Consider the following 22171-nt stretch of genomic DNA (forward strand, 5'->3'; position numbering starts at 1 on the left):
AAGATTTATATTCAATGTGATAAGTAACGGTGATTGAAAGAACAATTCTCAAATGGAAGTTTGAATATCTGCTGTATTAAACGATGTGATAATGTCTTTGGGTGCCAGCACACCGCCTGAAAAAAGGGCTTTAAAGGCCTCTTCTACCGTAAGGTTGGTATCAACAACTGCCTCTTCATTCGTAAATATTAAAAATCCTGTTGTTGGGTTTGGTGTGGTTGGTATAAACACACTGATAAGTTTTTTTTCGTTGTTATACTGCGTAGCACCGGTAACAAAACCGATGGATTTTGTGCCTTCTCTTGGAAAATCTATAATAACGACTCTCTTAAATGCTTGCCTGCCGGGTAAGGTAACTGCATGGATGATTTGTTTTACGGATGAATAGATGTTTTTAATAACAGGGGTCTTTGTTAAAAGGTTTTCAAAATAATCAATAATAGCCTTGCCTACAAAATTCGCCGCAAAGATACCAATAAAATATAATGCGACAAAGGTGAGAATGAGTCCAAAAAAAGTAATAATGAATTCATCAAGTGTGGTTCTTGGCGGTGCTACACCATGAAACTGTAACATTCTTTTAATGATAGGGGCAAGCGTGCCTCCAACAAAACTAAAGAGAAATTTTACAACGAAAAATGTTACATACACTGGCAGGATTAATAATAAGCCGGTCAGCATTCGTTTTCTAACGTCTTTTTTAAATTGTATGAATACGCCGTTTTTTTCTTTTTTCATAAGTTATCAATTTTTAAAAGTGGTTTGATTTCCATATAAAGGCCATAATGCCAGCCAGGACGAAATTAAAGTCAATAATAGCTTCTGATAACAGCCCTTCTGATACAATCCGTTTCTGAAATAGATATTGGTAACCACAGGCATAGGCAACACAGGGGAGTAAATAATATCCCAGGGTAGTTACCCATCCAAGCCATGAACTTACTATCATTAAAACTGCAATGAGCGCCGTAATAATTACAAGAATTGTTTTTGTGTATTCCTTTCCAATCGCAATAGGAATGGTTTCCTTTCCTAAAATACGATCGCCCTGAATGTCTCGTATGTCAAGGACTACTGCCCTGATAAATGCAAGACTAAATGCAAAGATCATGGCGATCAGAAGGGACGGCATAAAATTTTTTTGTACTCCAAGGAAAGGTATTAATGCTGTACTAACTGCCCACGCAATGCTGTAAAAAATTTCTTTTGAACCAGGAATCTCTTCGAGACTTCTGTAGCGGATAAATTTAGACATACTCTTTGGTATTATGTCTAACCGGTAAAAAAAACCAAAAAGGCTCGCAAGAAAGATACAGAAAAATATGGATTTACTGAGTGCGAATCCGAGAACAAAAGACGCCACTGCCCCAATGATACCAAGACAAACAAAGAGGGTTTGTTTTCTTTCGTAGAATTTCGCGCTTGTTGGTTCATTAAGCGCTACGGCCTCTTTATTGAAGAAACGATTCAGGACTTGCATAGAAAAAATAAATAGCGCGGCTATGAAACAAAAACTGAACCGGGGTTGAATCCCGAGTAATACAGCGCTTGCATAGCTTAAACTTGCCGCTCCTAGTCCTGCATAGGTACAACTTCTGATGAAAAAACTCGCAACGTTTTTTACACCAAATAAAAGCCGTCTGTATCTGCTCAACTTAAAGGAATGCACTTTGTCAACGACTCTTTTGATCATCCAGTTCGGCGTAGAAGCGCCTGCAGTTACACCGACGGTATCATAATTTTTCAGCTTTTCAAGGTCCAATTCTGCATCCGTTTCGACATGGAAGGTAGGCGTTCCCTGAGACTCGCAGATCTTAACGAGCCTTGTGGTATTGGCGCTTCCTCTTCCGCCAACGACAATCATCGCGTCGACCGACTTGCTCAGGCTGATGATTTCATCCTGGCGTTTGTACGTGGAACTGCAAATGGTTTCAAAGGATTCACAGCTTGCATAGCGTTCCTTCAGCCTCTCTATCGCTTCCTTAAACATGCGCCTGTCCTGTGTTGTCTGCGCTACGATACATACCTTATCCATAGGAGGCAGTGATTCAATTTCTTCGAGTTCCTGAACAACGTATCCCTTGCCTTCCGCATATCCTAATAAACCGATAACCTCGGCATGCCCTTTGTCTCCCACAATCACCGTTGAGTATCCCTTGGCGGCATATTTTTTAATGATGGATTGGACTCTCATCACGTGGGGACATGTGGCATCACAGACTTTTGCCCCTCTGCCTTCAATTTCCTTTCTTCGGTCAGGAGTAACGCCGTGTGCCCGTATAACGACAGTGGTCTTTGAAAGATCCGTTTGTCCGTCAACAACACGGATTCCTCTCTTTTCCAAATATTCAAGCACTTGCGGATTGTGAATCAGCGGGCCATCGGTGTAAACTTTACCATCACCATTCTTTTCGTTTGCAGCGTCCAAAAGAATATCCATCGCCCTTCGGACACCCATGCAAAATCCTGCGGTTTTAGCAACTTTTACTTTCAAAATAGTACCTCAGATAATTTACCATGAAAATCATGAAAAAAACGGGATCTCTTTTCCTGAAAAAACCTTATCTCCGTTATAAGACAATCTCGCTGCTGTGAGAACGAACCTAACGAAGATCTGCTTTGATATCATAAGATGTGCATCTCCAATAAGTTCTTTCAAAAGAGGGATAAACTGCGCTAAATGCGGGCATTCTATCAGTTATCGTGAAAGATGTCAATGTTTTAATGCCGAAAAATAGTGAGACAACAGGGTTTTTCCTTGCTATATAATTATCTGTTCTTTTATAATGCTACATTAAAAAAATACCTATCGAAAAACTGACTTTTCGTGAAGGATCTTTTTCCTTCGGTACCAGCGGAGAGTTTGTTTTATGTAAGTCTTTCCGTATAGTGTTGCCAGGCAAAGTCTTTCTTTTTGCAAATTATTTACACTCCTCTTGGCAGAGGGAATTTGGTTGCTGCTTTATTACACCAGGTTATTTAAACGTTATGCATAGAACAAAGATACTAGTTGCAATACCTGTATTCAATGAATTTGCGGTATTTCAAATTGTCCAACAGGTCAAAAATTTTGCTCTCGATGTGTTGGTGATTGACGATGGATCTACCAGCAATCTTCGCATGGAATTAGCAAAGATCAAAAACATTCGTATGATTGTGCATCCTAGAAATCTGGGGTATGGCAAGGCAATCATCGACGCATTCCAATACGCAATCAGGAATAACTATGATTATTTAATAACTATTGATGGGGACGGGCAGCATGAGCCAGAAGAGATACAGCTTTTTTTGCAAGAAATCCCATTCTTTTCTTATGATATTCTATCGGGTTCACGATATCTTTTCCCCAGGGATATACACGAAGAGGTACCCAGGGAGCGATATATTATCAATAAAAAAATTACTAATATCTTAAACCGTATAACGTGCTTTCATTTAACCGATTCTTTTTGTGGCTTTAAAGCATATAAGGTTGAAAAATTAAAGTTGTTACATTTGACAGAATATGGTTACGGAATGCCATTGCAGTTATGGATGCAGGCGTGGAAGGAGAGGTTGCGTATAAAGGAAATACCTGTTAAACTTATTTATAAAGATCTGACAAAACGGTTTCATGGTATTTTGGGAAATCCGGATATAAGACTGGAATATTACAAAAATATTCTTCGGAAAGAACTCTCAGACATCAGGCATCATAAGTCAACAGGAAGCAAAGTTCTAAAAGTGACGAAATATTAATGCCTTTCTGAAGCAAAGTTTCAAAATGACAGAAAATAAGAACTCATCTCCTCATGCCCTTTATATACATATCCCCTTTTGTGCTAGAAAGTGTAATTACTGCGATTTCCATTCGATGGTATCGGAAACAAAGACAATTAACCGTTATCTTCATGCCCTTGAAAAAGAATTACAGGCGTTCCGGGGACAATATCTCATTAAAACGATTTATATAGGTGGAGGGACTCCCAGTGTATTAAACGAATCCCAGTTAGAAAAATTACTTTCCGGTATAGTACGCTACATACCAGCCTCGGAAATCCAGGAGTATACCGTTGAAATCAATCCCGGTACCGTGACAAAAGATAAAATTGAAGTGTTAAAAGAATATTTTGTGAACCGTATCAGTTTAGGAGTTCAGTCATTTCAAGATCGTCAGTTAAAACTTCTTGGTCGTATTCATTCAGGTGAAGATGCAAAAAATGCCTTCGCATTATTGAGAATGCACGGCTTTCAGAATATTAATATTGACCTAATCTTTGGCTGTCCGGAACAGACGTTTGATGATTGGGAAAAAGATTTAAAAGTTGCCATGGAGTTAAATCCCGAACATCTGTCAGCATATGCCCTGACGTATGAAGACGAAACGCCGCTTGCGAATGATTTAAAGAATAAGATTGTTCACAGGGTGGAAGAATTTGTTGAATTGGAAATGTATAAAATGGCCATCAGTTATCTAACGAGAAACCGGTATAATCATTACGAAATTTCAAATTTCGCAAAAGATGGATATGAATGTTGCCATAACCGAGTTTATTGGGAAAACAGGGGGTATATCGGGATTGGAGCCGGTGCACATTCCTTTCTCCGCGGCGTGCGAACTGCCAATGAAAAAGATATATTGAAATACATTCATGGAATACAGGAAAATACAGATATAAAATCTTTTGATGAGTGTCTGCCGCAAAACCTGTACGCAGCTGAAACTATTATCATGTCACTGAGGTTGCGTCAGGGTATTTTAAATGCTGATTTTTACGAACGGTTCGGTTATGCGATAGAAGATAAATTTGGCGTTCAGATAAGCCGGTTGCAAAAGCATGGACTGGTTACGTATGAGGGTGATAGGCTAAAACTCACTGAAAAAGGCTTATTTGTTGCCGATACGGTAATGACAGAATTTTTATAAGCGATTATACATTGAATTTATTAAGGAGTTATTAAAGTGGTAAGCGCTACAGAAATTAAAAGGGGTACGGTAATTAAAATGGATGGGGAACTGTATCTGGTAGTTGATTATCAGCACGTTACCCCGGGCAACTGGAGAGGAATGGTACAAGCAAAACTAAAGAGCCTGAAACAGGGCAGCGTGGTTCAAAAACGGTTCCGGTCCACCGATAAAGTTGAGGATGTATTTCTGGATCATCGGGTAATGGAGTATCTGTATAAGGATGGAGATAATTATTGCTTCATGGATACGGAAAATTATGAGCAAGTATTGCTGCCGAAAGAAGCGGTTGAAGATGCTATGCCGTATATGACCTTAAATAGTCAGGCGAAAATCGCTTTCTATGAGGGCAAGGCGATTTCAATAGAATTACCAACGTCGGTTATTTTAAAAATTATTGAAACAGATCCGGGTATGAAAGGAGACACCGTTGTAAATGTCTATAAACCAGCGAAAATGGAGACCGGGCTTGTGGTAAAGGTTCCTTTATTTATCAATAACGGTGAAAGGATTAAGGTAGACACAAGAACGGGTGAATTTCTCGGGAGAGAGTGATTTTTATGGATCAGTGGACAGTGAGCAACGGGTAGTTAACAGATGGTGATACATCAGCATTTTCACAACCAAGCATTTTACTTACGATCACGTAATACTATACAATTATGCAAAAGAGATAGACATGCGTATTGAGGAATCCATCAAAATCTATGGTGCAAAGATAGACGAATTATTGAAAGAGCTCATCCCGCCGCATCGTAATGATTATTTAAGTGCACCTATATGGCACCATATGCGAACAGGGGGAAAACGAGTGAGGCCTGCACTCTGTCTGATTACCTGTGAAGCACTGGGTGGCAATCCTCATGAGGCAATACATTTTGCCCTGGCCATTGAGGCTATGCATAATATGTTTCTTATCCATGATGACATTGAGGATGGAGACACCGTACGTCGCGATCAGCCCACCGTATGGGTACAGTATGGGATTGCCAATGCGATTAATGCAGGTGATTACCTTCTTGCTTGCGCTTATAAAACCACCCTGGCAAGTCCGATATCATTAGAAAAAAAATTAGCCTTATTGCAGGTCCTTACATCGACCTATGAAAAAACCGTGGAAGGACAGGCGTTGGATATTAACGCACGGGCAGCGGAAGATTTTTCGGTAGAAAAATATATGAAAATGGTAGAGCTCAAGACCGGCTATTATCTTGCATGCGGAATGGTTGGCGGGGCCATTGTATCAGGAGTTTCGGAACAGGTTGTGGACAAGATATGGACACTTGGAAAAACTATGGGGCCGGCATTTCAGATCCGTGACGATCTCATTGATCTTACCCATGGAAAGGGACGAGGGGGAGTAATTGGCTCTGATGTTAAGGAAGGCAAGGCAAGTTTCTTATACTCGTATGCATTACAGATTGCTAGTGCGGATGATAAAAAACAGTTACGGATTATCATGTTAAAACCCAGGGATGAAACAACAGATAACGATATCCAAAAAGTGCTGGATATATATCGTAAGTATGGAGCGATACAACATGCCCAGGATTATGCAGAGAATTTAGTAAGACAAGCGTATAAGACGATTGATGAGATTCCAACCGGAAACAAAACGATATTTAAAGAGATAGCGTCTTTCATGGCGCAGCGGATGTCTTAAAAGCTCAATTTTGAATACATGCATTTCCGAAAGTGTGAGACAGGTGTCGTGTCTTCCAACGATAATTTTGACATTTTTGACGAAAATATGAATAAAACCAAGCTCTCTCTGTCAGGGTTTTAAGCCCTGACAGAGTTAACTCACGACCTGTTTCAGGAAATGTTGAGACAGCGGGTATTGACAAGAATGAATTTAAAGGGATTTTGTCCGGAGAGTAAATGAAGATGGGAATGACGGGAAAGAATTTACAATTATTTGCGGTTGCCAGTATCGTTGTACTTTTATCCGCCTGTGGATGCAGTAAAAAAGAGACCTCAGAAAATGTTGAAATCACCAGGAGTGATGCGGTAAGTGAAGGAGTATCTGATGCCCTGCAAACCAGGAAAGAAGTTGTACTACCAGAGAAAATGACGGCGACGGAGTATTATAATTACGGATTGGAAAGTATTAAAAAAAGTGGTTTCGATGAGGCAATTGCTGCATGGGAGAAGGCACTCGCGCTCGATCCAACCATGATAAACGCCTATGAGAAGCTTGGTAAGGCTTACTATACTCAGGGGAGGCTTGACAAGGCGGGTGAGATATACCGGAAAGAATTAGAGTTTAAACCAGATGATCCTATGATCTATTATAGTCTGGGTGTTGTCTACCGTATGAATGAACAATTTGAAGATGCTGTTAAGATGCAGACAAAGGCCTTGTCACTCAATCCTAACCTTGCTATCGCTTACAACGAGCTTGGGCTAACGTATTGTAAACAGAAAAAATTAGATGATGCTATTGTCGCCCATAAAACAGCATTAGAACTTGATCCGAAACTGGGAACCGCTCATAATTATCTTGGTGTTGTGTATCTGCTGAAAGGAATGAGCGCCGAGGCAGAAGAAGAATTTAATCAGTTCAAAAAATATGAGGCAAACAAGAATATGTACCCACCGCACGGTGCGGCATCTTCTCATTAGAAGTTTCAAAGATAACCTGCCCGAAAGACCTGCTTTTTTAACAAAGGTTTATAAAACTGTTAATACATTTACGTAGGATAAATTATTTATAAACATTTGGAGTTGCTGATTCAGTGTTGTTTGGTGAAGGGAGGATGTGTGCTACCGTTTCACCTTGAGAATACCAAGCCTGACGTATTTGCAGCGATTGAAAAGAGGCGCAATGGTATAACGACAAGTACTGTCTAATTCCGATGGATAATCATGGGAACAATTTTGAGGTATAATGAGCTTGAAAAACTACTTTGCGCTGCTGAGCGTGTTTGAGCAAAATCTGCCATACAATATGGCATAAAATCCATTAATTCATGCTTGTCACAAAACCCAAAATAGGATTTCGGATAAAAAAAGAGCTTACAAACGTATCTACTATTTACCATTCTTTTCTTACAGTGAACGCGAAAAGAACGTTGTCATTCCGAGCACATTCGCATTGCTCAGGGTAAACTCCGCAAAGCAATACAGGCGCTGGAGACTGCTTCAGGTTGTCGCTATCGCAAGGATACTTGCATCTATTTTTAATTGTTGTGTTTACTCTAGTTTAAAATAAGACATAAAGGTTGATTTCAGCCATTATTCAGAATTGTAATGTATAGTAACAAAGTTAATAACTCTATAATCTATAAGTATATATGAAAGAAAACAAAATTGGTACAAATATTGCGTTATGTTTTTTTCGGAATATCATAAGTTTAATTCCGTTTATTAAATGGATTAATATCCATAGGGATGTAACTATTCAACGTGTTTTATTAATATTTGGCATACACAACAAAAACCTATTAATATAAGTGATTTTTAATATACCATAAAGTCATACATGTGCGATACATATGAATATATTATACCGAGTAAACGCAAGAATTATTCTGTATTTATTGCTATATAACAATGCAACTTATAAATAATATTTGTGGTTTAGACAATTTTTTGTAATATATCATTATATGATAAACGTAAATATTATTTTAAATAGTTATTCTGCGTTGCTTTTTTATGTGCTTCATTAAGAGCATAGATGCATCGATGAAGAAAACAAGTTTTAAAGACGAGACTTTTTCTGTTCTTTTTACCGACTAATTTAACAGGAAATTACCTGTTTTAATTTATTAGATTTATTTCATAATAAAAATTAAAAATGCCCAAGCTATTAATAAAAAGAATGTGCTTATTTGCAGGTTTGGTTGTTTCGTTGCTCCATGCAGGGTGTAAAACCAAACACGCAGAACATGAAGAGGAAGTTAAATTTCAGATTACCAGTCCGTTGAAAAAAAATACTTCCATTACCAGAGACTACGTATGTCAAATTCATGCAATACAGCATATTGAACTAAGAGCGCTTGAAAGAGGCTATTTAAAGAAGATTTATGTGGATGAGGGGCAGTCGGTGAAGAAGGGGCAGCTTATGTTTCAGATATTGCCAATCATATACCATGCCGAACTGGATAAGGCAAAGGCTGAAGCAAAATTAGCGGAAATTGAATATTTAACTACAAAATCGCTTGCTGACAACAATGTAGTATCTCCCAATGAATTGGCGATGGTTAAGGCCAAATTCGACAAAGCAAAGGCTGAACGGGAACTGGCTCGGGCGCACGTAATGTTTACGGAGATTAGAGCTCCTTTTGATGGTTTGATGAACCGGTTCCATGTACGGCTTGGAAGCCTTTTAGAAGAAGGAGACCTGCTCACTACCTTATCGGATAACAGTGAAATGTGGGTTTATTTTAATGTACCGGAAGCGGAATATTTGGATTACAAGACAAACAAAAAAAACGATGGTCAGTTACAAGTAAAGTTACTCATGGCCAATAATCAGCTTTTTAAATACCCCGGAGTCATTTCTACGATTGAAGCCGATTTTAACAACGAAACAGGCAATATTGCTTTCAGAGCAACTTTTCCCAATCCGGAAAGGCTGTTAAGGCATGGAGAAACAGGTGATATCTTAATGGAAAAACAACTCAAAAACGCGCTTTTAATCCCGCAGAAAGCCACTTTTGAGATATTAGACAGGAAGTATGTCTTTGTAATAGATGAAAACAATGTGGTAAGATCGAGACAAATTACCATAGCCGAGGAGTTGCCACACCTTTATGTGATAAAAGATGGCTTGACCGAGAACGACAAGATACTTTTAGAGGGTTTACGTAAGGTAAGAGACAAGGATAAAATAGCCTGTAAATATCGGGATCCGAATTTGGTAATGACACAATTGGAATTATATGCAGAATAACTTTAGTATTAAAAGAAAGAAAAAAGACAGGAAGTATGTTTAGTAAAATTCTTCATAGACCCGTCTTCGCAATTGTCATATCGGTTGTCATTGTTTTCATGGGTTTGTTAGGCATGACACAGTTGCCTAAATCACAGTTTCCTGAAATCGCTCCCACAACGGTAAATATTTTTATCGCTTATCCGGGCGCCAGCGCGGATGTATTAGTTCAATCCACTCTTATCCCATTGGAAACAGCTATAAATGGCGTTCAGGACATGAGATATATGGCAACGGATGCCACCAGTGCCGGAGAGGCTACCATTAGGATAATATTTGAACCGGGCACTGATCCTAATCAAGCGGTTATCCGGGTAAAAACAAGGGTGGATCAGGTCATGCCCAATCTTCCATTATTGGTGCAGCGGGAAGGGGTTATTATCACGCCGATACAACCCAGCATGCTAATGTATGTGAACCTATATAGCAGCGATAAAAATACCGATGAAAAGTTTCTTTACAATTATGCCTATACCAAAATTCTACGGGAAATACAACGAATTAATGGTGTGGCAATGGCAAGAATTCTGGGAAGCCGGAAATATGCTATGCGCATCTGGCTGAAACCTGACCGGATGAGGGCATACAACATTTCAGCAGAAGAAGTGATGGAAGCGCTGGCAGACCAAAGTATTATAGGCAGACCGGGAAGATTGGGACAGAGTTCGGGAATTCAGGCACAATCGCTGGAATATGTGCTGACATATCAAGGAAGATATAATAAGCCGGAACAGTATGAGAACGTTATCATCCGCGCCAATGAAGAGGGAGAAATACTCCGACTGAAAGATATCGCCAGGGTAGAGTTGGGAAGCGAATTTTTTGACATCTATTGCAACCTTAACGGGCAACCTTCGGCATCTATTGTCTTAAACCAGACATTAGGCAGTAATGCCACGGATGTAATTAAACGTATAAAGGCTAAACTGGAAGAATTAAAGGCCGATTTCCCTCTAGGGATGGATTATAACATCAATTATGATGTGTCGAAGTTTTTAGGTGCCTCCATTGAACAGGTGATACATACGTTACGGGACGCATTTATTTTGGTGGCGATAGTTGTATTTGTCTTTCTTGGCGATTGGCGTTCCACGCTGATTCCAACGCTGGCCGTTCCGGTATCTTTGACCGGAGCTTTCTTTTTTATGCAGCTTTTCGGCTTTTCCATCAATCTGGTTACCTTATTTGCCCTTGTGCTGGCAATTGGTATTGTAGTTGACGATGCCATTGTTGTCGTAGAGGCCGTACACGCTAAGATGGAAGAAAAAAATCTGTCGCCATACGATGCTACCAAACAAGTGATGGGTGAGATTAGTGGCGCCATTATAGCCATTACGCTGGTGATGACTTCGGTTTTTATTCCTGTTACTTTTATGCCGGGCCCGGTAGGTGTATTTTACCGGCAGTTCTCTGTCACGATGGCATCTTCCATTGTTCTTTCGAGCATAGTGGCGCTTACGCTTACGCCGGTATTGTGCGCTATTATATTAAAGAATACGCACGGTAAACCGACGAGAAAATCGCCAATCAAGTGGTTGCTTGGCTATTTTAACAGGGGATTTGAACAGCTAACAGGAAAATATGTAGGGCTGCTGAACCTAATCGTAAACAGGAGATTGATCACCTTTGGAATATTACTGGCATTTTGCGTAGGATTGTATATTGAGAATAAAGGTGTTCCGACCGGATTCGTTCCTAGTGAAGATCAGGGGACAATCTATGCCATTATACAAACCCCTCCGGGCTCAACTCTGGAAAGAACTAATCAGGTATCCCAGGAATTACAAAAAATTTGCGAAGAAGTTGATGGCGTAGAATCCGTTACTTCACTAGCCGGCTATGAGATCATGACAGAAGGACGCGGTTCCAATGCGGGGACTTGTTTGATCAACCTGAAGGATTGGTCAGAGCGTAAACAAACGGTTCGTGAAATCGTAGAGGAATTGGAAGAGAAATCGAAAGATATCGGAGCCATCGTAGAATTTTTTGAACCACCCGCTGTGCCTGGATTTGGTACTTCAGAAGGTTTTTCCTTACGGTTGCTTGATAAAACAGAAACTACAGATTACCATGAATTTGACAAAATAAATGGCGAATTTATGGATGCCTTGCGCGAACGAAAAGAATTGTCTGGTTTATTTACTTTTTATGCTGCCAATTATCCTCAGTATGAATTAATAATAAATAACAAAGTTGCTATGCAAAAAGGAGTGTCTATCAGAAAGGCGATGGAAAATCTCGACATTTTGATAGGCAGTACCTATGAACAGGGATTTATTCGATTTGGCTTTTTTTTCAAGGTTTATACACAGGGAGTTCCGGAATGCCGAAGGTATCCTTCGGATATTTCGGGCTTGTATGTAAAAAATGATCGTGGTGAGATGGTACCTTATTCGGCATTCATGAAAATCAAAAAAACTCAAGGTCCTAATGAAATTACCCGATACAATCTATACAATTCGTCATCCATTAGAGGTATGCCGTCATCTGGCTACACCACGGGCGAAGCCATAAAAGCGATTCGTGAGGTAGCCAAGAAAACTTTGCCCACGGGGTATGACATCGCCTGGGAAGGACTCTCATTTGATGAGGCTGGGCGTGGAAATCAAGCGCTTTATATCTTCACTATCGTTCTCCTTTTTATCTATCTGGTGCTTGCAGCGCAGTATGAGAGCTTCGTCCTGCCTTTGGCAGTAATTTTTTCTCTGCCGATAGGGGCATTTGGTTCATTTTTATTGCTTAAGCTCATGGGGTTAGCCAACGATGTCTATGCCCAGATAGGAATGATTATGTTAGTTGGCTTGCTAGGCAAGAATGCAGTGCTGATTGTGGAATTTGCCGTCCAGAGGCATCGGCAGGGATTGGCCATACTTGAGGCAGCTATAGAAGGAGCCAGGGCGCGTCTTCGTCCCATTCTAATGACCTCCTTTGCTTTTTGTGCTGGCTTGATACCCCTGGTTGTTGCTACTGGTCCTGGCGCTATTGGTAATCGTACCATAGGATCAGCATCTCTTGGTGGCATGTTTATTGGTACCGTCTTTGGGGTAATTGTTATACCCGGGTTATATTACACATTCGCCAAACTGATCGAGGGTCGTCGACTCATAAAAGATGAATACGACGAACCTATATCTGAAGCATATGTACATTCAAAAGAACATTTTACGTTTTGTTCTCAAGGATGTGCACGTTCAAAAGAACACTTCACGTTTTGTTGCCAAGGCATATCCCCCACAAAACACAAATCAGAAAAATAGGTGCACTCGAAAAGGCGCTGAAAAATGAGTTTAGAAACTCGAGGAAAGCCAATAAATTAATTCATGAGAAAAAGGTAATCGAAGAAATAAAATACCATGAAAAGAAATTACGTATTGATTTGGATAGGGATAGTCTGCGCTTCGTTCGTGTTCAAGGGTTGTACGCCTGTGTTGATGCAGAAAACAGAAAATAAAAACGTTCCGGAAAAGTATAATAATGTACAGGATACAACTAACACGTCAGAAGTTAGTTGGACGAAGTTTTTCACCGATACCCGTCTTATAGAATTGATTGATGTTGCACTGCAAAATAATCAGGAACTGAATATCACGTTGCAGGAAATTATCATTGCCGGGAATGAAGTACAGGCAAAAAAAGGAGAATATCTGCCTTTTGTAAATCTCAAGATGGGTGCTGGGGCTGAGAAGGTAGGCGAGTATACCAGACTTGGGGCTGTTGAAAAAAATCTCGATATAAAATCCGACAAAGAATTCCCTGAGCCTCTGCCGGATTACCTGATCTCTGCCAACGTTTCCTGGGAAGTGGATATATGGAAAAAGCTGCGGAATGCCAAAAAAGCAGCGGCATTGAGATATTTGTCCACAATTGAGGGGAAAAATTTTGTGGTAACTAAGCTGATTGCTGAAATAGCCAGTTCTTATTACGAACTGATGGCGCTTGATAACATGCTGACAACAATAAAAAAGTATATTGAAATTCAAAAAAACGCCTTGGAAGTTGTAAAACTACAGAAACAAGCAGCAAAAGCCACCGAACTAGCAGTGCGTAAGTTTGAAGCAGAGGTGCTGAAAAATCAAAGTTATCAATACAATATTGAACAAAAGATCATAGAAACAGAGAACAGGATAAACTTCCTGGCAGGAAGATTCCCTCAGTCTATTCAACGAAACTCTCAGGGCTATAACGATTTGACTCCTGGCACGCTCTATGCCGGTATTCCATCCCAATTGTTGTCCAATCGTCCCGACGTTAAACAAGCCGAACTAGAGCTGGAAGCCGCAAAATTGGATGTGAAGGTGGCGAGGGCCAAGTTTTATCCATCATTAGACATTGTTGCTGGCATAGGTTATGAGGCATTCAATCCGAAGTTTTTATTAAATACACCAGAATCCATGTTGTATAATCTAGCCGGAGAATTAACGATGCCTCTCATCAATAGAAGGGCAATAAAGGCAGCCTACTACAATGCAAATGCAAAACAGATACAAGCGGTTTACAATTACGAACGAACGGTACTGAATGCTTATATTGAGGTTGTCAATAAGGTATCAAAAATCAGTAATTTAGGAAAAAACTACGACAGGAAAGAGAAGCAGGTTCAGGCACTTACCCAGTCGATTGTTCTTGCAGATAAATTATTCAAATCAGCCAGGGCTGATTATCTGGAGGTGTTAATGACCCAACGAGATGCATTGGAAGCGAAAATGGAATTGATCGAGACGAAAGCACAGCAAATGTACGCAATGGTTAATGTTTACCAGGCGTTGGGTGGGGGATGGAAGTAAATTATGTGAAATGCAATTGCAATTTATAATAAATTTTTTGAATAGACTAAAAAACCATGGTATCGTCATGTTTGCACGATTTCGGGAGAATATCAAAAAAAATATGATGGTTGAGGACTTTTGAGTATGTTTGGTTTTAAGCATCGAAGACGCGACTCCTTACGTGTCATTCCACTGCCCATGGTGTGGCTAAAAACCATTGAACGTAATATTCCTTTCTATCGTTGTTTACCAATAGCTGATCAACAGGAACTTCAGGGGCATATCCAGGTCTTCCTTGACGAGAAACGTTTCGAGGGCTGTGGTGGTTTACAAATAAATGATGAGATAAAGGTAACTATCGCCACGCAAGCGTGCCTGCTCCTTCTCCACCGGGATACCGACTACTATCCGGCAATGGTAACGATTTTAGTTTATCCAAGCACATATATAGCGCACATGTCTGAGTCTGTGGGTGGAATTGTGCGTGAGGGTGATTCGGTCAGGCTTGGTGAATCATGGCAACATGGAGTGGTTATCCTGTCATGGGACGATGTACTTCGTGGCGCGGCCGACATTCATGACGGTCACAACGTTGTTTTGCATGAGTTTGCACATCAGCTTGACCAGGAGGGTGGGGCTGCCCATGGATCACCCATTTTGCCCCGACGCTCAATGTACGTTGCGTGGGCGCGTGTTCTTGGCGCGGAATATGTACGTTTACAACAAGATGCCGAACATGGCCGGAAGACTGTGTTGGATAAGTATGGCGCCACAAATCCTGCAGAATTTTTTGCGGTGGCAACAGAATGTTTCTTCGAAAAGGCTGAGCAACTCAAAAGAAAACACCCGGAGCTTTATGAAGAATTGAAACTCTATTATCTGCAGGATCCGGCACAACTTTCCCGTTGATTGTTCTGTGAAAAAATGTTTGTAAAAAGATGTTTTTAAGTCATCAGGCGAACCTTGCCTACCTTACGACAAATCGATACTTCCTCCCAAATTTAAAAAGAAATATCTTCCTCGCTATCCGGCAAAAAATATACCAAACATGCCCATAGCTATTTTAATATAAAATCTTAACGTTTTAAGAAAAAGAACGAAACTTTGACAATTCATCTGATGAGAAAAATATTTGAAAGTCAGGGTTCTTATGGTACGATGATGGCTATGAAGGGTGTTATAATTGCAATTCACGGCGATGTTGTTGAGATTGAATTCAGCGGAGGACTTCCCAATATCAATGATTCCCTTGTTGTCAGGAAATCGGACGAGACAAATATCATTCTTGAAGTTCATGATCACATAAGCAGCACCGTTGTAAAGGCTATTGCGCTTGGATATACACAGGGCCTGAAAAGAGGTATGTCCGTTGTTTCTTCAGGCAGTTCGCTCAAAATTCCGGTAGATAAGAACTGCCTGGGGAGGGCTTTTAATATCTTTGGAGAACCGATAGATGGCAAGCCCCCTCTAGAAAATGGTAAAGCGCTGCCAATTCATAAAATGCCTCCGGCTTTGACGGAACAGATACCTGCTTCTGGCATCCTTGAGACCGGCATAAAGATCATAGACCTTTTGTCTCCATTTCCCAGGGGCGGTAAAATAGGCCTTTTTGGAGGCGCCGGAGTTGGAAAGACGGTTTTGCTTATGGAATTCATCTACAAAATAGCAAAAGTTTACTCCGGAATATCCATCTTCTGCGGTATTGGAGAAAGAGTAAGGGAAGGGCATGAACTCTGGAGAGAGATGGAAAGACAGGATATTATCGGTAACGCAATGCTTGTGTTTGGAGAGATGTGTGAATCCCCGGGAATAAGATTCCGGGTACCTTTAACGGCAATTACCTTAGCAGAATTTTTTCGAGATGAAATAGGAAAAGACATCCTTTTTTTGATGGACAATATCTATCGGTTTGTTCAGGCAGGAAACGAGGTCTCAGTACTTTTGGGAAGACTCTCTTCCCGGGTGGGTTACCAGCCGACACTCCTTTCAGAACTCGCAGAGGTAGAGGAAAGAATTGTATCAACACCGAGGGGTTCTATTACCTCCATACAGGCGATCTATGTGCCTGCCGATGATATAACAGACCCGGCCGTAGCAAACGTCTTTCCCCATCTCGACACAACGGTAGTTCTTTCGCGGGATATTGCAGCAAAAGGGCTTTACCCGGCAATTGACCCACTACTTTCGACTTCAAAATTTCTCAGTCCGGAAGGCGTGGGAGTAAGGCATTATGGAATCTCACGAAACGTAAAAGAGCATCTCTCCCGGTATAAAGAACTCCTCGATATTATTGCCATGCTGGGCATAGAAGAGCTCTCTCCCGATGACAGGCTTATCGTGAAAAGAGCGAGAAAACTCGAGATGTTCCTCACACAACCTTTTTTCCTTACGAAGGAATTTACCGGAAGAGAGGGGAAACATGTTCCTCTCGCCAAAACCCTCGACGGTTGTGAGATGATACTGTCGGGGAAAATGGATGACATGTCGGAGAATGCCTTTTTTATGATCGGTGATGTCGGGGAGATACGGTGAATAATTCAGCCTTTAAACTACGCATCGTAACACCTGCAAAGATCATGGAAAAAGACATAACCTACATCAGATTGAAGGATAGTACAGGATTTTTCGGTATTTTAAAAGACCATACAAATTTCTTAACGGTTTTAGTTCCTTCTCTTTGTTATTACACATCAGCAGAGGGTAAAGAATATTTTCTTGCAGTTGATGAAGGAATATTAAGCGTAAGGGCTGGATCCGTAATGATCACATCAAAGGAAGTCTTTGAAAGCGAGGATGCTGAGAAACTTGCGGAAATTATCGAAAATACCCTCGCAAAAAGGAACCAGGAGGAAATGGCCTTCCGTGAAATGTTTGAGGGAATCGAGAGGTCATTTATGGAAAAGACGATAAAGTTGGTTAAGGAAAATCCCTAATGGAAAATCAAAAGTTTTCCCGTAATATTGAAAAGTCTGCAAGGGAACTGCTGAGTTCCCGAAAAGAGAGGTCAAATTTCTGGCGTTATGCTAATGTCCTCGGTGTCGGGGGATGGGTTTTTGTTATACCGGTAGTTGGCGGGGCTTATCTCGGAAGGTATCTGGACAAAAAAATGCACGGAGAAGGCATCTCATGGACAATAACCCTTATTATGATCGGCATAGCCGTCGGTATTTATAATGTCTGGTATCTGTTTGTCAGGAAACATCAGTAATGAAGATATTTAATGTTTTTCCGGAGACAATTTTTTCAATCGGCCCCGTTCATATTACCGATACCGTTATTACCACATGGCTCGTCATGATTGCCATAATAACGATAAGCTATTTTGCAACACGGAAACTCTCCGTAAAGCCTTCTTTTTTCCAGGAGATTATAGAAGCCGTCTTTGAGGCCATCGAAGTGACAATAAAGGATATCCTGCCTGTTGAACCCTGGCTGGTTATTCCTGTGCTGGGCACCCTGTGGATACTTATTGGCTTCTCCAATCTGGCTGGTTTAATACCAGGATTGAAGACTCCTACTGCAGACCTTAATACAACTTTTGCATTTGCGTTAATATCCTTTTCAATGACCCACGTCATCGGTATTGCAACACAAGGGTTGAAAGGATATCTCATGCACTATAAAGAACCAACGTGGCTCTTGCTCCCTTTCCACCTTATAGCAGAGGTTACAAGGACCATTGCCCTCGCGGTAAGGCTTTTTGGGAATATGTTAAGTGGCGACATGATCACCATAATACTCCTCGGGATCGTCGGTTTACTGGTGCCGGTCCCGTTTAGCTTACTGCATATTATTATTGCCCTTATACAGGCATATATATTTGGTGTTTTAACCCTGGTTTTTATTGCAGGCGGTATCAGAACAAAATCTTAAAGGAGATTCGATATGGATGCTAAAACCGTAGTTATTTCTGTTTCCATAATAGCGGCTGCCTTTGCCATGGCTATTGGTGGATATGGTCCAGCAAGGGCGTTGGGCAAGGCGCTTACAGAAGCGCTCGATGCAATTGCAAGACAACCTGAGGCCTCGGACAGGATTATGAGGGCTCTTTTTGTCGGGATGGCATTGATTGAATCTATTGCCATATATGCATTTGTCATTGCATTGATTATCCTTTTTGCTAATCCTCTCATCGGGTACATTTTAAAATGAAATTGAACATCTGGACACTCCTCTTTCAGATAATAAACTTTGTTGTTTTGCTCTTTATCCTCAGGCGGATATTATATAAACCCATACGGGAAATTATTGAAAAGCGCAGGGGGATTGTGGCAAAGACTGTCGAGGATGCTGAAAAGACAAAGAAAGAGGCGCTTGAACTGAAGGAGAAACAGCAGGAGGAGCTGAAGAAATTTAAGGAAGTTCAAGACCGCCTACTCGGACAGACACGGGAAGAGGCTCTTAAGGAAAGAAATAAACTGCTCAGTGAGGCAAAGGAAGACGCAGTTAAAATAATCGAAAAAGAAAAAGCGCTGTTTGATGCGGAAAAAAAGAGGATAGAAACGGAACTAAAAACCAAATGTCTTGAGATTACCTCCATTTTTGCATCGAACCTTTTGAAAGATATTTCAGACAAAGAGCTCCATATGGCTGTTGTAAGAAGGTTTTTGAAGGAGAACGAGATAATGGTTTCTGATGTTTCCAAAATGAAAGAAACCGCAGAGGCATTAAATATAGACCTCGTTACCGCATATCCGTTTTCGATGGATGATGAAAAAGTGGTTCGGGGAACTCTTGAAGCGCGTATTGCAAAAAAAATAAAAATTAATACAACCATTGATGAGACGCTTATTGCCGGTGTAAGGGTAAAGGTTGGCGATACGATTTACGATGCCTCACTTGCAGGCCGGATAAATGCCATTGCTTTGAAACTTAAAGAAACCTCCTAGCGCAGTTTCGCCGCAACGAATTACCGCTCAACCTATGCAGGGACAAGGGTACCCTCTCTTCCCCTTCTTTAAAAGTCGGGGATAAGGGAGAGGTAAAAAATCTTCCTAAAAAATATTTGCACAGTAATAAAGATAGATGGAAAAAGAATTCAGCATTTTTTTTGAAAAGATAAAGGAAAAGGTCAAAGCCAGCAGATTCTCCGTTGGCATTACGGAGGAAGGCAGGGTGCTTTCCATAGGAGATGGGATAGTGCATCTTGCTGGTCTGCGGGATGCAAAACTTTATGAGCTTATTAAATTTGCACATGGCGATGAAGGGATAGTATTTGATCTTGATGTTGATAGCATAGGAGTCGTACTGCTTACCGAACGTAACGGAATAAGGGCGGGTGATACGGCTTATAAAACCGAACGAATTGCTTCCGTAAATGTAAGCGAAGGACTCTTGGGAAGGATATTGGATGCCCTCGGTAATCCTATAGATAATGGACCAAAACTTGAACAGACAGTGTCTTGGCCAATAGAAAAGGAAGCACCTTCCTTGCTCCAGAGAGACTTTATTACCGAACCTCTCTACACAGGTATTAAAGTTATTGACTCTATGCTTGCCATAGGTAAAGGACAACGGGAGCTGATCATCGGCGATTCTGCTACCGGCAAGACTTCTCTTGCTATTGATACCGTCATCAATCAGAAAAACTCCCGCGTAATTTCTATTTATGTAGCCATCGGACAAAAAAAGTCTCATGTATTAAAAATTATTGAAGAGATAAAAAGATATGGCGATTTATCAAAGACCATATTTGTAATTGCAGATGCTTCAAACTCTTTTGGTCTTCAATTTATTGCCCCTTACAGCGCTATGGCCATTGCCGAGTATTTCCTTGTTAAGGGGGAGGATGTTTTACTCATCTACGACGATCTTACAAAACATGCCGATGCGTATCGTTCCTTAAGCCTCTTGCTGAAGAGATCTCCCGGCAGAGAGGCATATCCGGGAGACATATTTTTTATCCACTCAAGACTGCTCGAAAGGTCTGCAAAACTAAATCAGAAGAACGGAGGAGGCTCCATTACCGCCCTTCCGATTGTGGAAACACAGCAGGGCAGAATATCATCTTATATTCCCACAAACCTTATCTCGATAACAGATGGTCAAATATATTTGGATACTTTCCTGTTCAACAAAGGTATCCGGCCAGCAGTGGACGTGAGCAAATCTGTGTCGAGGATAGGCGGAAAGGCTCAGGTTGAGGCAATGAAAGCGGTGGCAGAAAGGCTGAAAATCGACTATTCAAGATTCATTGAGGTGGAAGTATTTACAAAATTCGGGGCACATGTGGAGGAAGAGACTGCAAAACTCATCAAACGCGGTGAACGACTAAGAGAAATTCTAAAACAACCGCAGTTTCATCCTTTCACCCTTGAAGATGAGGTATTAAGCTTCATAATTTTGGAATCGGGCGTACTCGATAATGTAGCAATTACCTTAGTAGATAAAGTTTGCAAGGAAATAACGAACGCGGCTAAAACAGCATTCCCGGAGATTATAAGGCGTATCAATCAAGATGGTTTGCTGGAAAAAAAGGACCTGGAAGCATTGAAGGTTTTCATCGGAAAAGAAAGGGTTTAGCCATGCTTTCTTCCATAGATATTGAAAAAAAAAGAAGAGCGCTCTACACCATAGAGGATATCGTCAGCGCAATGAAGGCATATGCCGGGGTCACGATCAGAAGAACCGATGAACTAGTACAGAATGTAAGGGTTTATGAAAATAATCTGATTTTGGCTATGTACGATCTTACAACACATTATCCGGGAATATCATTAAGGGGGCAAAACAAAGGAAAACGAATTCTCGTAGCATTCGGGTCATCACAGGGATTATGTGGCCCTTTTAATGAAAAAATAGCCGACACCGTTTCCCGTGTCGCTACCAGCAATGATATCCTGTTTGTCATCGGAAAGCGGCTGAAATTATCTCTGGAATTAAAACAGACAAAATATGAAGATTATTGCGACTCCGTTGCTAGCATCAACGGAATACAGTCGGCCCTGAAAGATACGGTTTTGAAAATAATGAATATATACCGTAAGGAAGAGTACTATAATCTTACGCTCATCTTCACCTATATTTTTGAGAAAAAGGCCGAGATTTCCGTGAAACAGACACTCCCGCCTGATATGCATAAAGAGGGAGCTTTAAGCCAGACAAGGGTTCCGCCTTACACCTATCTTGAACCAAAAAAAATATTTGAAAAGATCCTGGAAGAGTTTTTGTTTATCAGCCTTTACAGAGGTTATGTAGAGTCACTGAGGAGCGAGAACTGGTATCGGATGAGGAGCATGGAAGGAGCCTCTGAAACCCTGAAAAGACAACTTTCGGATCTTAATGCCATGCAGATGTACACCCGGCAGGAAGAGATTACCGAGGAGATGCTGGAGATATTGGGAAGCGGGATGTTTTTTAAAAAATAGATACCCGGTTGCTTGTATATAATAAAAAAACACCTTGCACAGACTGAAATCTCAAGGGATTTGTAACTATTCAGCGAAACGGATGGTGAGAGAGAATAATTTCTCAGAATAGTTAGGAGCCGATAGGGAAAACGGGCAGACGGGAAAATCCCGA

19 protein-coding genes are annotated in these 22171 nt (G+C 40.8%); 17 read left to right on the forward strand and 2 right to left on the reverse strand.

Features of this window, described 5'->3' with window-relative positions:
- Positions 1-48: 48 nt before the first annotated feature.
- Positions 49-738, reverse strand: coding sequence for a DUF502 domain-containing protein (locus BIY37_RS07255; protein ID WP_070067167.1), 690 nt, complete (start codon positions 736-738; stop codon positions 49-51).
- Positions 739-751: 13 nt separating this feature from the next.
- The gene (ispH, locus tag BIY37_RS07260; RefSeq protein ID WP_143299206.1) at positions 752-2494 is read right to left on the reverse strand and encodes a 4-hydroxy-3-methylbut-2-enyl diphosphate reductase; all 1743 of its coding nucleotides are present in this window, start codon (positions 2492-2494) and stop codon (positions 752-754) included.
- Positions 2495-2988: 494 nt separating this feature from the next.
- Here ispH and BIY37_RS07265 point away from each other — a divergent pair, with 494 nt between their 5' ends.
- From BIY37_RS07265 to BIY37_RS07345, 17 genes are all read left to right on the forward strand, one after another.
- Positions 2989-3738: a glycosyltransferase family 2 protein gene (locus tag BIY37_RS07265; protein WP_070067187.1), complete on the forward strand. Its 750-nt coding sequence runs from the start codon at positions 2989-2991 to the stop codon at positions 3736-3738.
- A gap of 25 nt (positions 3739-3763) precedes the next feature.
- Complete coding sequence (hemW, locus tag BIY37_RS07270; RefSeq protein WP_070067169.1) at positions 3764-4906, forward strand: radical SAM family heme chaperone HemW; 1143 nt, start codon at positions 3764-3766, stop codon at positions 4904-4906.
- A gap of 36 nt (positions 4907-4942) precedes the next feature.
- On the forward strand, positions 4943-5500 hold the full coding sequence (gene efp, locus BIY37_RS07275) for an elongation factor P (RefSeq protein WP_070067170.1): 558 nt from the start codon (positions 4943-4945) through the stop codon (positions 5498-5500).
- A gap of 124 nt (positions 5501-5624) precedes the next feature.
- Positions 5625-6608 (forward strand): polyprenyl synthetase family protein, encoded by a 984-nt coding sequence (locus BIY37_RS07280; RefSeq protein WP_070067171.1) that lies wholly within the window; start codon positions 5625-5627, stop codon positions 6606-6608.
- Between the two features lie 218 nt (positions 6609-6826).
- On the forward strand, positions 6827-7570 hold the full coding sequence (locus BIY37_RS07285; protein ID WP_070067172.1) for a tetratricopeptide repeat protein: 744 nt from the start codon (positions 6827-6829) through the stop codon (positions 7568-7570).
- A 1177-nt stretch (positions 7571-8747) separates the two neighbouring features.
- Positions 8748-9845 (forward strand): efflux RND transporter periplasmic adaptor subunit, encoded by a 1098-nt coding sequence (locus BIY37_RS07290; protein WP_070067173.1) that lies wholly within the window; start codon positions 8748-8750, stop codon positions 9843-9845.
- Between the two features lie 35 nt (positions 9846-9880).
- Positions 9881-13141, forward strand: a complete 3261-nt coding sequence (locus BIY37_RS07295; RefSeq protein ID WP_080324927.1) for an efflux RND transporter permease subunit — start codon at positions 9881-9883, stop codon at positions 13139-13141.
- 96 nt (positions 13142-13237) lie between these two features.
- Complete coding sequence (locus BIY37_RS07300) at positions 13238-14668, forward strand: TolC family protein (protein WP_070067174.1); 1431 nt, start codon at positions 13238-13240, stop codon at positions 14666-14668.
- Positions 14669-14794: 126 nt separating this feature from the next.
- Positions 14795-15559: a M90 family metallopeptidase gene (locus BIY37_RS07305; RefSeq protein WP_070067175.1), complete on the forward strand. Its 765-nt coding sequence runs from the start codon at positions 14795-14797 to the stop codon at positions 15557-15559.
- Between the two features lie 249 nt (positions 15560-15808).
- A complete protein-coding gene (atpD, locus tag BIY37_RS07310; RefSeq protein WP_070067188.1) occupies positions 15809-17182 on the forward strand; it encodes a F0F1 ATP synthase subunit beta in 1374 nt (457 codons plus the stop codon).
- Positions 17179-17583 carry a F0F1 ATP synthase subunit epsilon gene (locus BIY37_RS07315; RefSeq protein ID WP_070067176.1) on the forward strand — a complete coding sequence of 135 codons (405 nt, stop codon included), beginning with the start codon at positions 17179-17181 and terminating at the stop codon, positions 17581-17583. Before atpD ends, BIY37_RS07315 begins: the two co-directional genes overlap by 4 nt.
- The gene (locus BIY37_RS07320) at positions 17583-17858 is read left to right on the forward strand and encodes an AtpZ/AtpI family protein (RefSeq protein WP_070067177.1); all 276 of its coding nucleotides are present in this window, start codon (positions 17583-17585) and stop codon (positions 17856-17858) included. The genes BIY37_RS07315 and BIY37_RS07320 overlap by 1 nt, the downstream gene beginning before the upstream one ends.
- On the forward strand, positions 17858-18523 hold the full coding sequence (gene atpB / locus BIY37_RS07325; protein WP_070067178.1) for a F0F1 ATP synthase subunit A: 666 nt from the start codon (positions 17858-17860) through the stop codon (positions 18521-18523). The genes BIY37_RS07320 and atpB overlap by 1 nt, the downstream gene beginning before the upstream one ends.
- Positions 18524-18535: 12 nt before the next feature.
- Positions 18536-18802 (forward strand): ATP synthase F0 subunit C, encoded by a 267-nt coding sequence (gene atpE / locus BIY37_RS07330; protein WP_070067179.1) that lies wholly within the window; start codon positions 18536-18538, stop codon positions 18800-18802.
- Positions 18799-19539, forward strand: a complete 741-nt coding sequence (locus BIY37_RS07335; protein WP_070067180.1) for a F0F1 ATP synthase subunit delta — start codon at positions 18799-18801, stop codon at positions 19537-19539. The genes atpE and BIY37_RS07335 overlap by 4 nt, the downstream gene beginning before the upstream one ends.
- A gap of 136 nt (positions 19540-19675) precedes the next feature.
- The gene (locus BIY37_RS07340) at positions 19676-21172 is read left to right on the forward strand and encodes a F0F1 ATP synthase subunit alpha (protein WP_070067181.1); all 1497 of its coding nucleotides are present in this window, start codon (positions 19676-19678) and stop codon (positions 21170-21172) included.
- 2 nt (positions 21173-21174) lie between these two features.
- Positions 21175-22017, forward strand: coding sequence for a F0F1 ATP synthase subunit gamma (locus tag BIY37_RS07345; protein ID WP_070067182.1), 843 nt, complete (start codon positions 21175-21177; stop codon positions 22015-22017).
- The last annotated feature ends 154 nt before the right edge of the window (positions 22018-22171 follow it).

Origin of the sequence: Candidatus Brocadia sapporoensis (assembly GCF_001753675.2) — a bacterium.
Taxonomy (GTDB): domain Bacteria; phylum Planctomycetota; class Brocadiia; order Brocadiales; family Brocadiaceae; genus Brocadia; species Brocadia sapporoensis.

Coding starts and splice junctions, on each gene's coding strand:
- BIY37_RS07255 (WP_070067167.1), bottom strand. CDS start 738: ATGAAAAAAGAAAAAAACGGCGTATTCATACAATTTAAAAAAGACGTT.
- BIY37_RS07265 (WP_070067187.1), top strand. CDS start 2,989: ATGCATAGAACAAAGATACTAGTTGCAATACCTGTATTCAATGAATTT.
- hemW (WP_070067169.1), top strand. CDS start 3,764: ATGACAGAAAATAAGAACTCATCTCCTCATGCCCTTTATATACATATC.
- BIY37_RS07280 (WP_070067171.1), top strand. CDS start 5,625: ATGCGTATTGAGGAATCCATCAAAATCTATGGTGCAAAGATAGACGAA.
- BIY37_RS07285 (WP_070067172.1), top strand. CDS start 6,827: ATGAAGATGGGAATGACGGGAAAGAATTTACAATTATTTGCGGTTGCC.
- BIY37_RS07290 (WP_070067173.1), top strand. CDS start 8,748: ATGCCCAAGCTATTAATAAAAAGAATGTGCTTATTTGCAGGTTTGGTT.
- BIY37_RS07295 (WP_080324927.1), top strand. CDS start 9,881: ATGTTTAGTAAAATTCTTCATAGACCCGTCTTCGCAATTGTCATATCG.
- BIY37_RS07300 (WP_070067174.1), top strand. CDS start 13,238: ATGAAAAGAAATTACGTATTGATTTGGATAGGGATAGTCTGCGCTTCG.
- BIY37_RS07305 (WP_070067175.1), top strand. CDS start 14,795: ATGTTTGGTTTTAAGCATCGAAGACGCGACTCCTTACGTGTCATTCCA.
- atpD (WP_070067188.1), top strand. CDS start 15,809: ATGATGGCTATGAAGGGTGTTATAATTGCAATTCACGGCGATGTTGTT.
- BIY37_RS07320 (WP_070067177.1), top strand. CDS start 17,583: ATGGAAAATCAAAAGTTTTCCCGTAATATTGAAAAGTCTGCAAGGGAA.
- atpB (WP_070067178.1), top strand. CDS start 17,858: ATGAAGATATTTAATGTTTTTCCGGAGACAATTTTTTCAATCGGCCCC.
- atpE (WP_070067179.1), top strand. CDS start 18,536: ATGGATGCTAAAACCGTAGTTATTTCTGTTTCCATAATAGCGGCTGCC.
- BIY37_RS07335 (WP_070067180.1), top strand. CDS start 18,799: ATGAAATTGAACATCTGGACACTCCTCTTTCAGATAATAAACTTTGTT.
- BIY37_RS07340 (WP_070067181.1), top strand. CDS start 19,676: ATGGAAAAAGAATTCAGCATTTTTTTTGAAAAGATAAAGGAAAAGGTC.
- BIY37_RS07345 (WP_070067182.1), top strand. CDS start 21,175: ATGCTTTCTTCCATAGATATTGAAAAAAAAAGAAGAGCGCTCTACACC.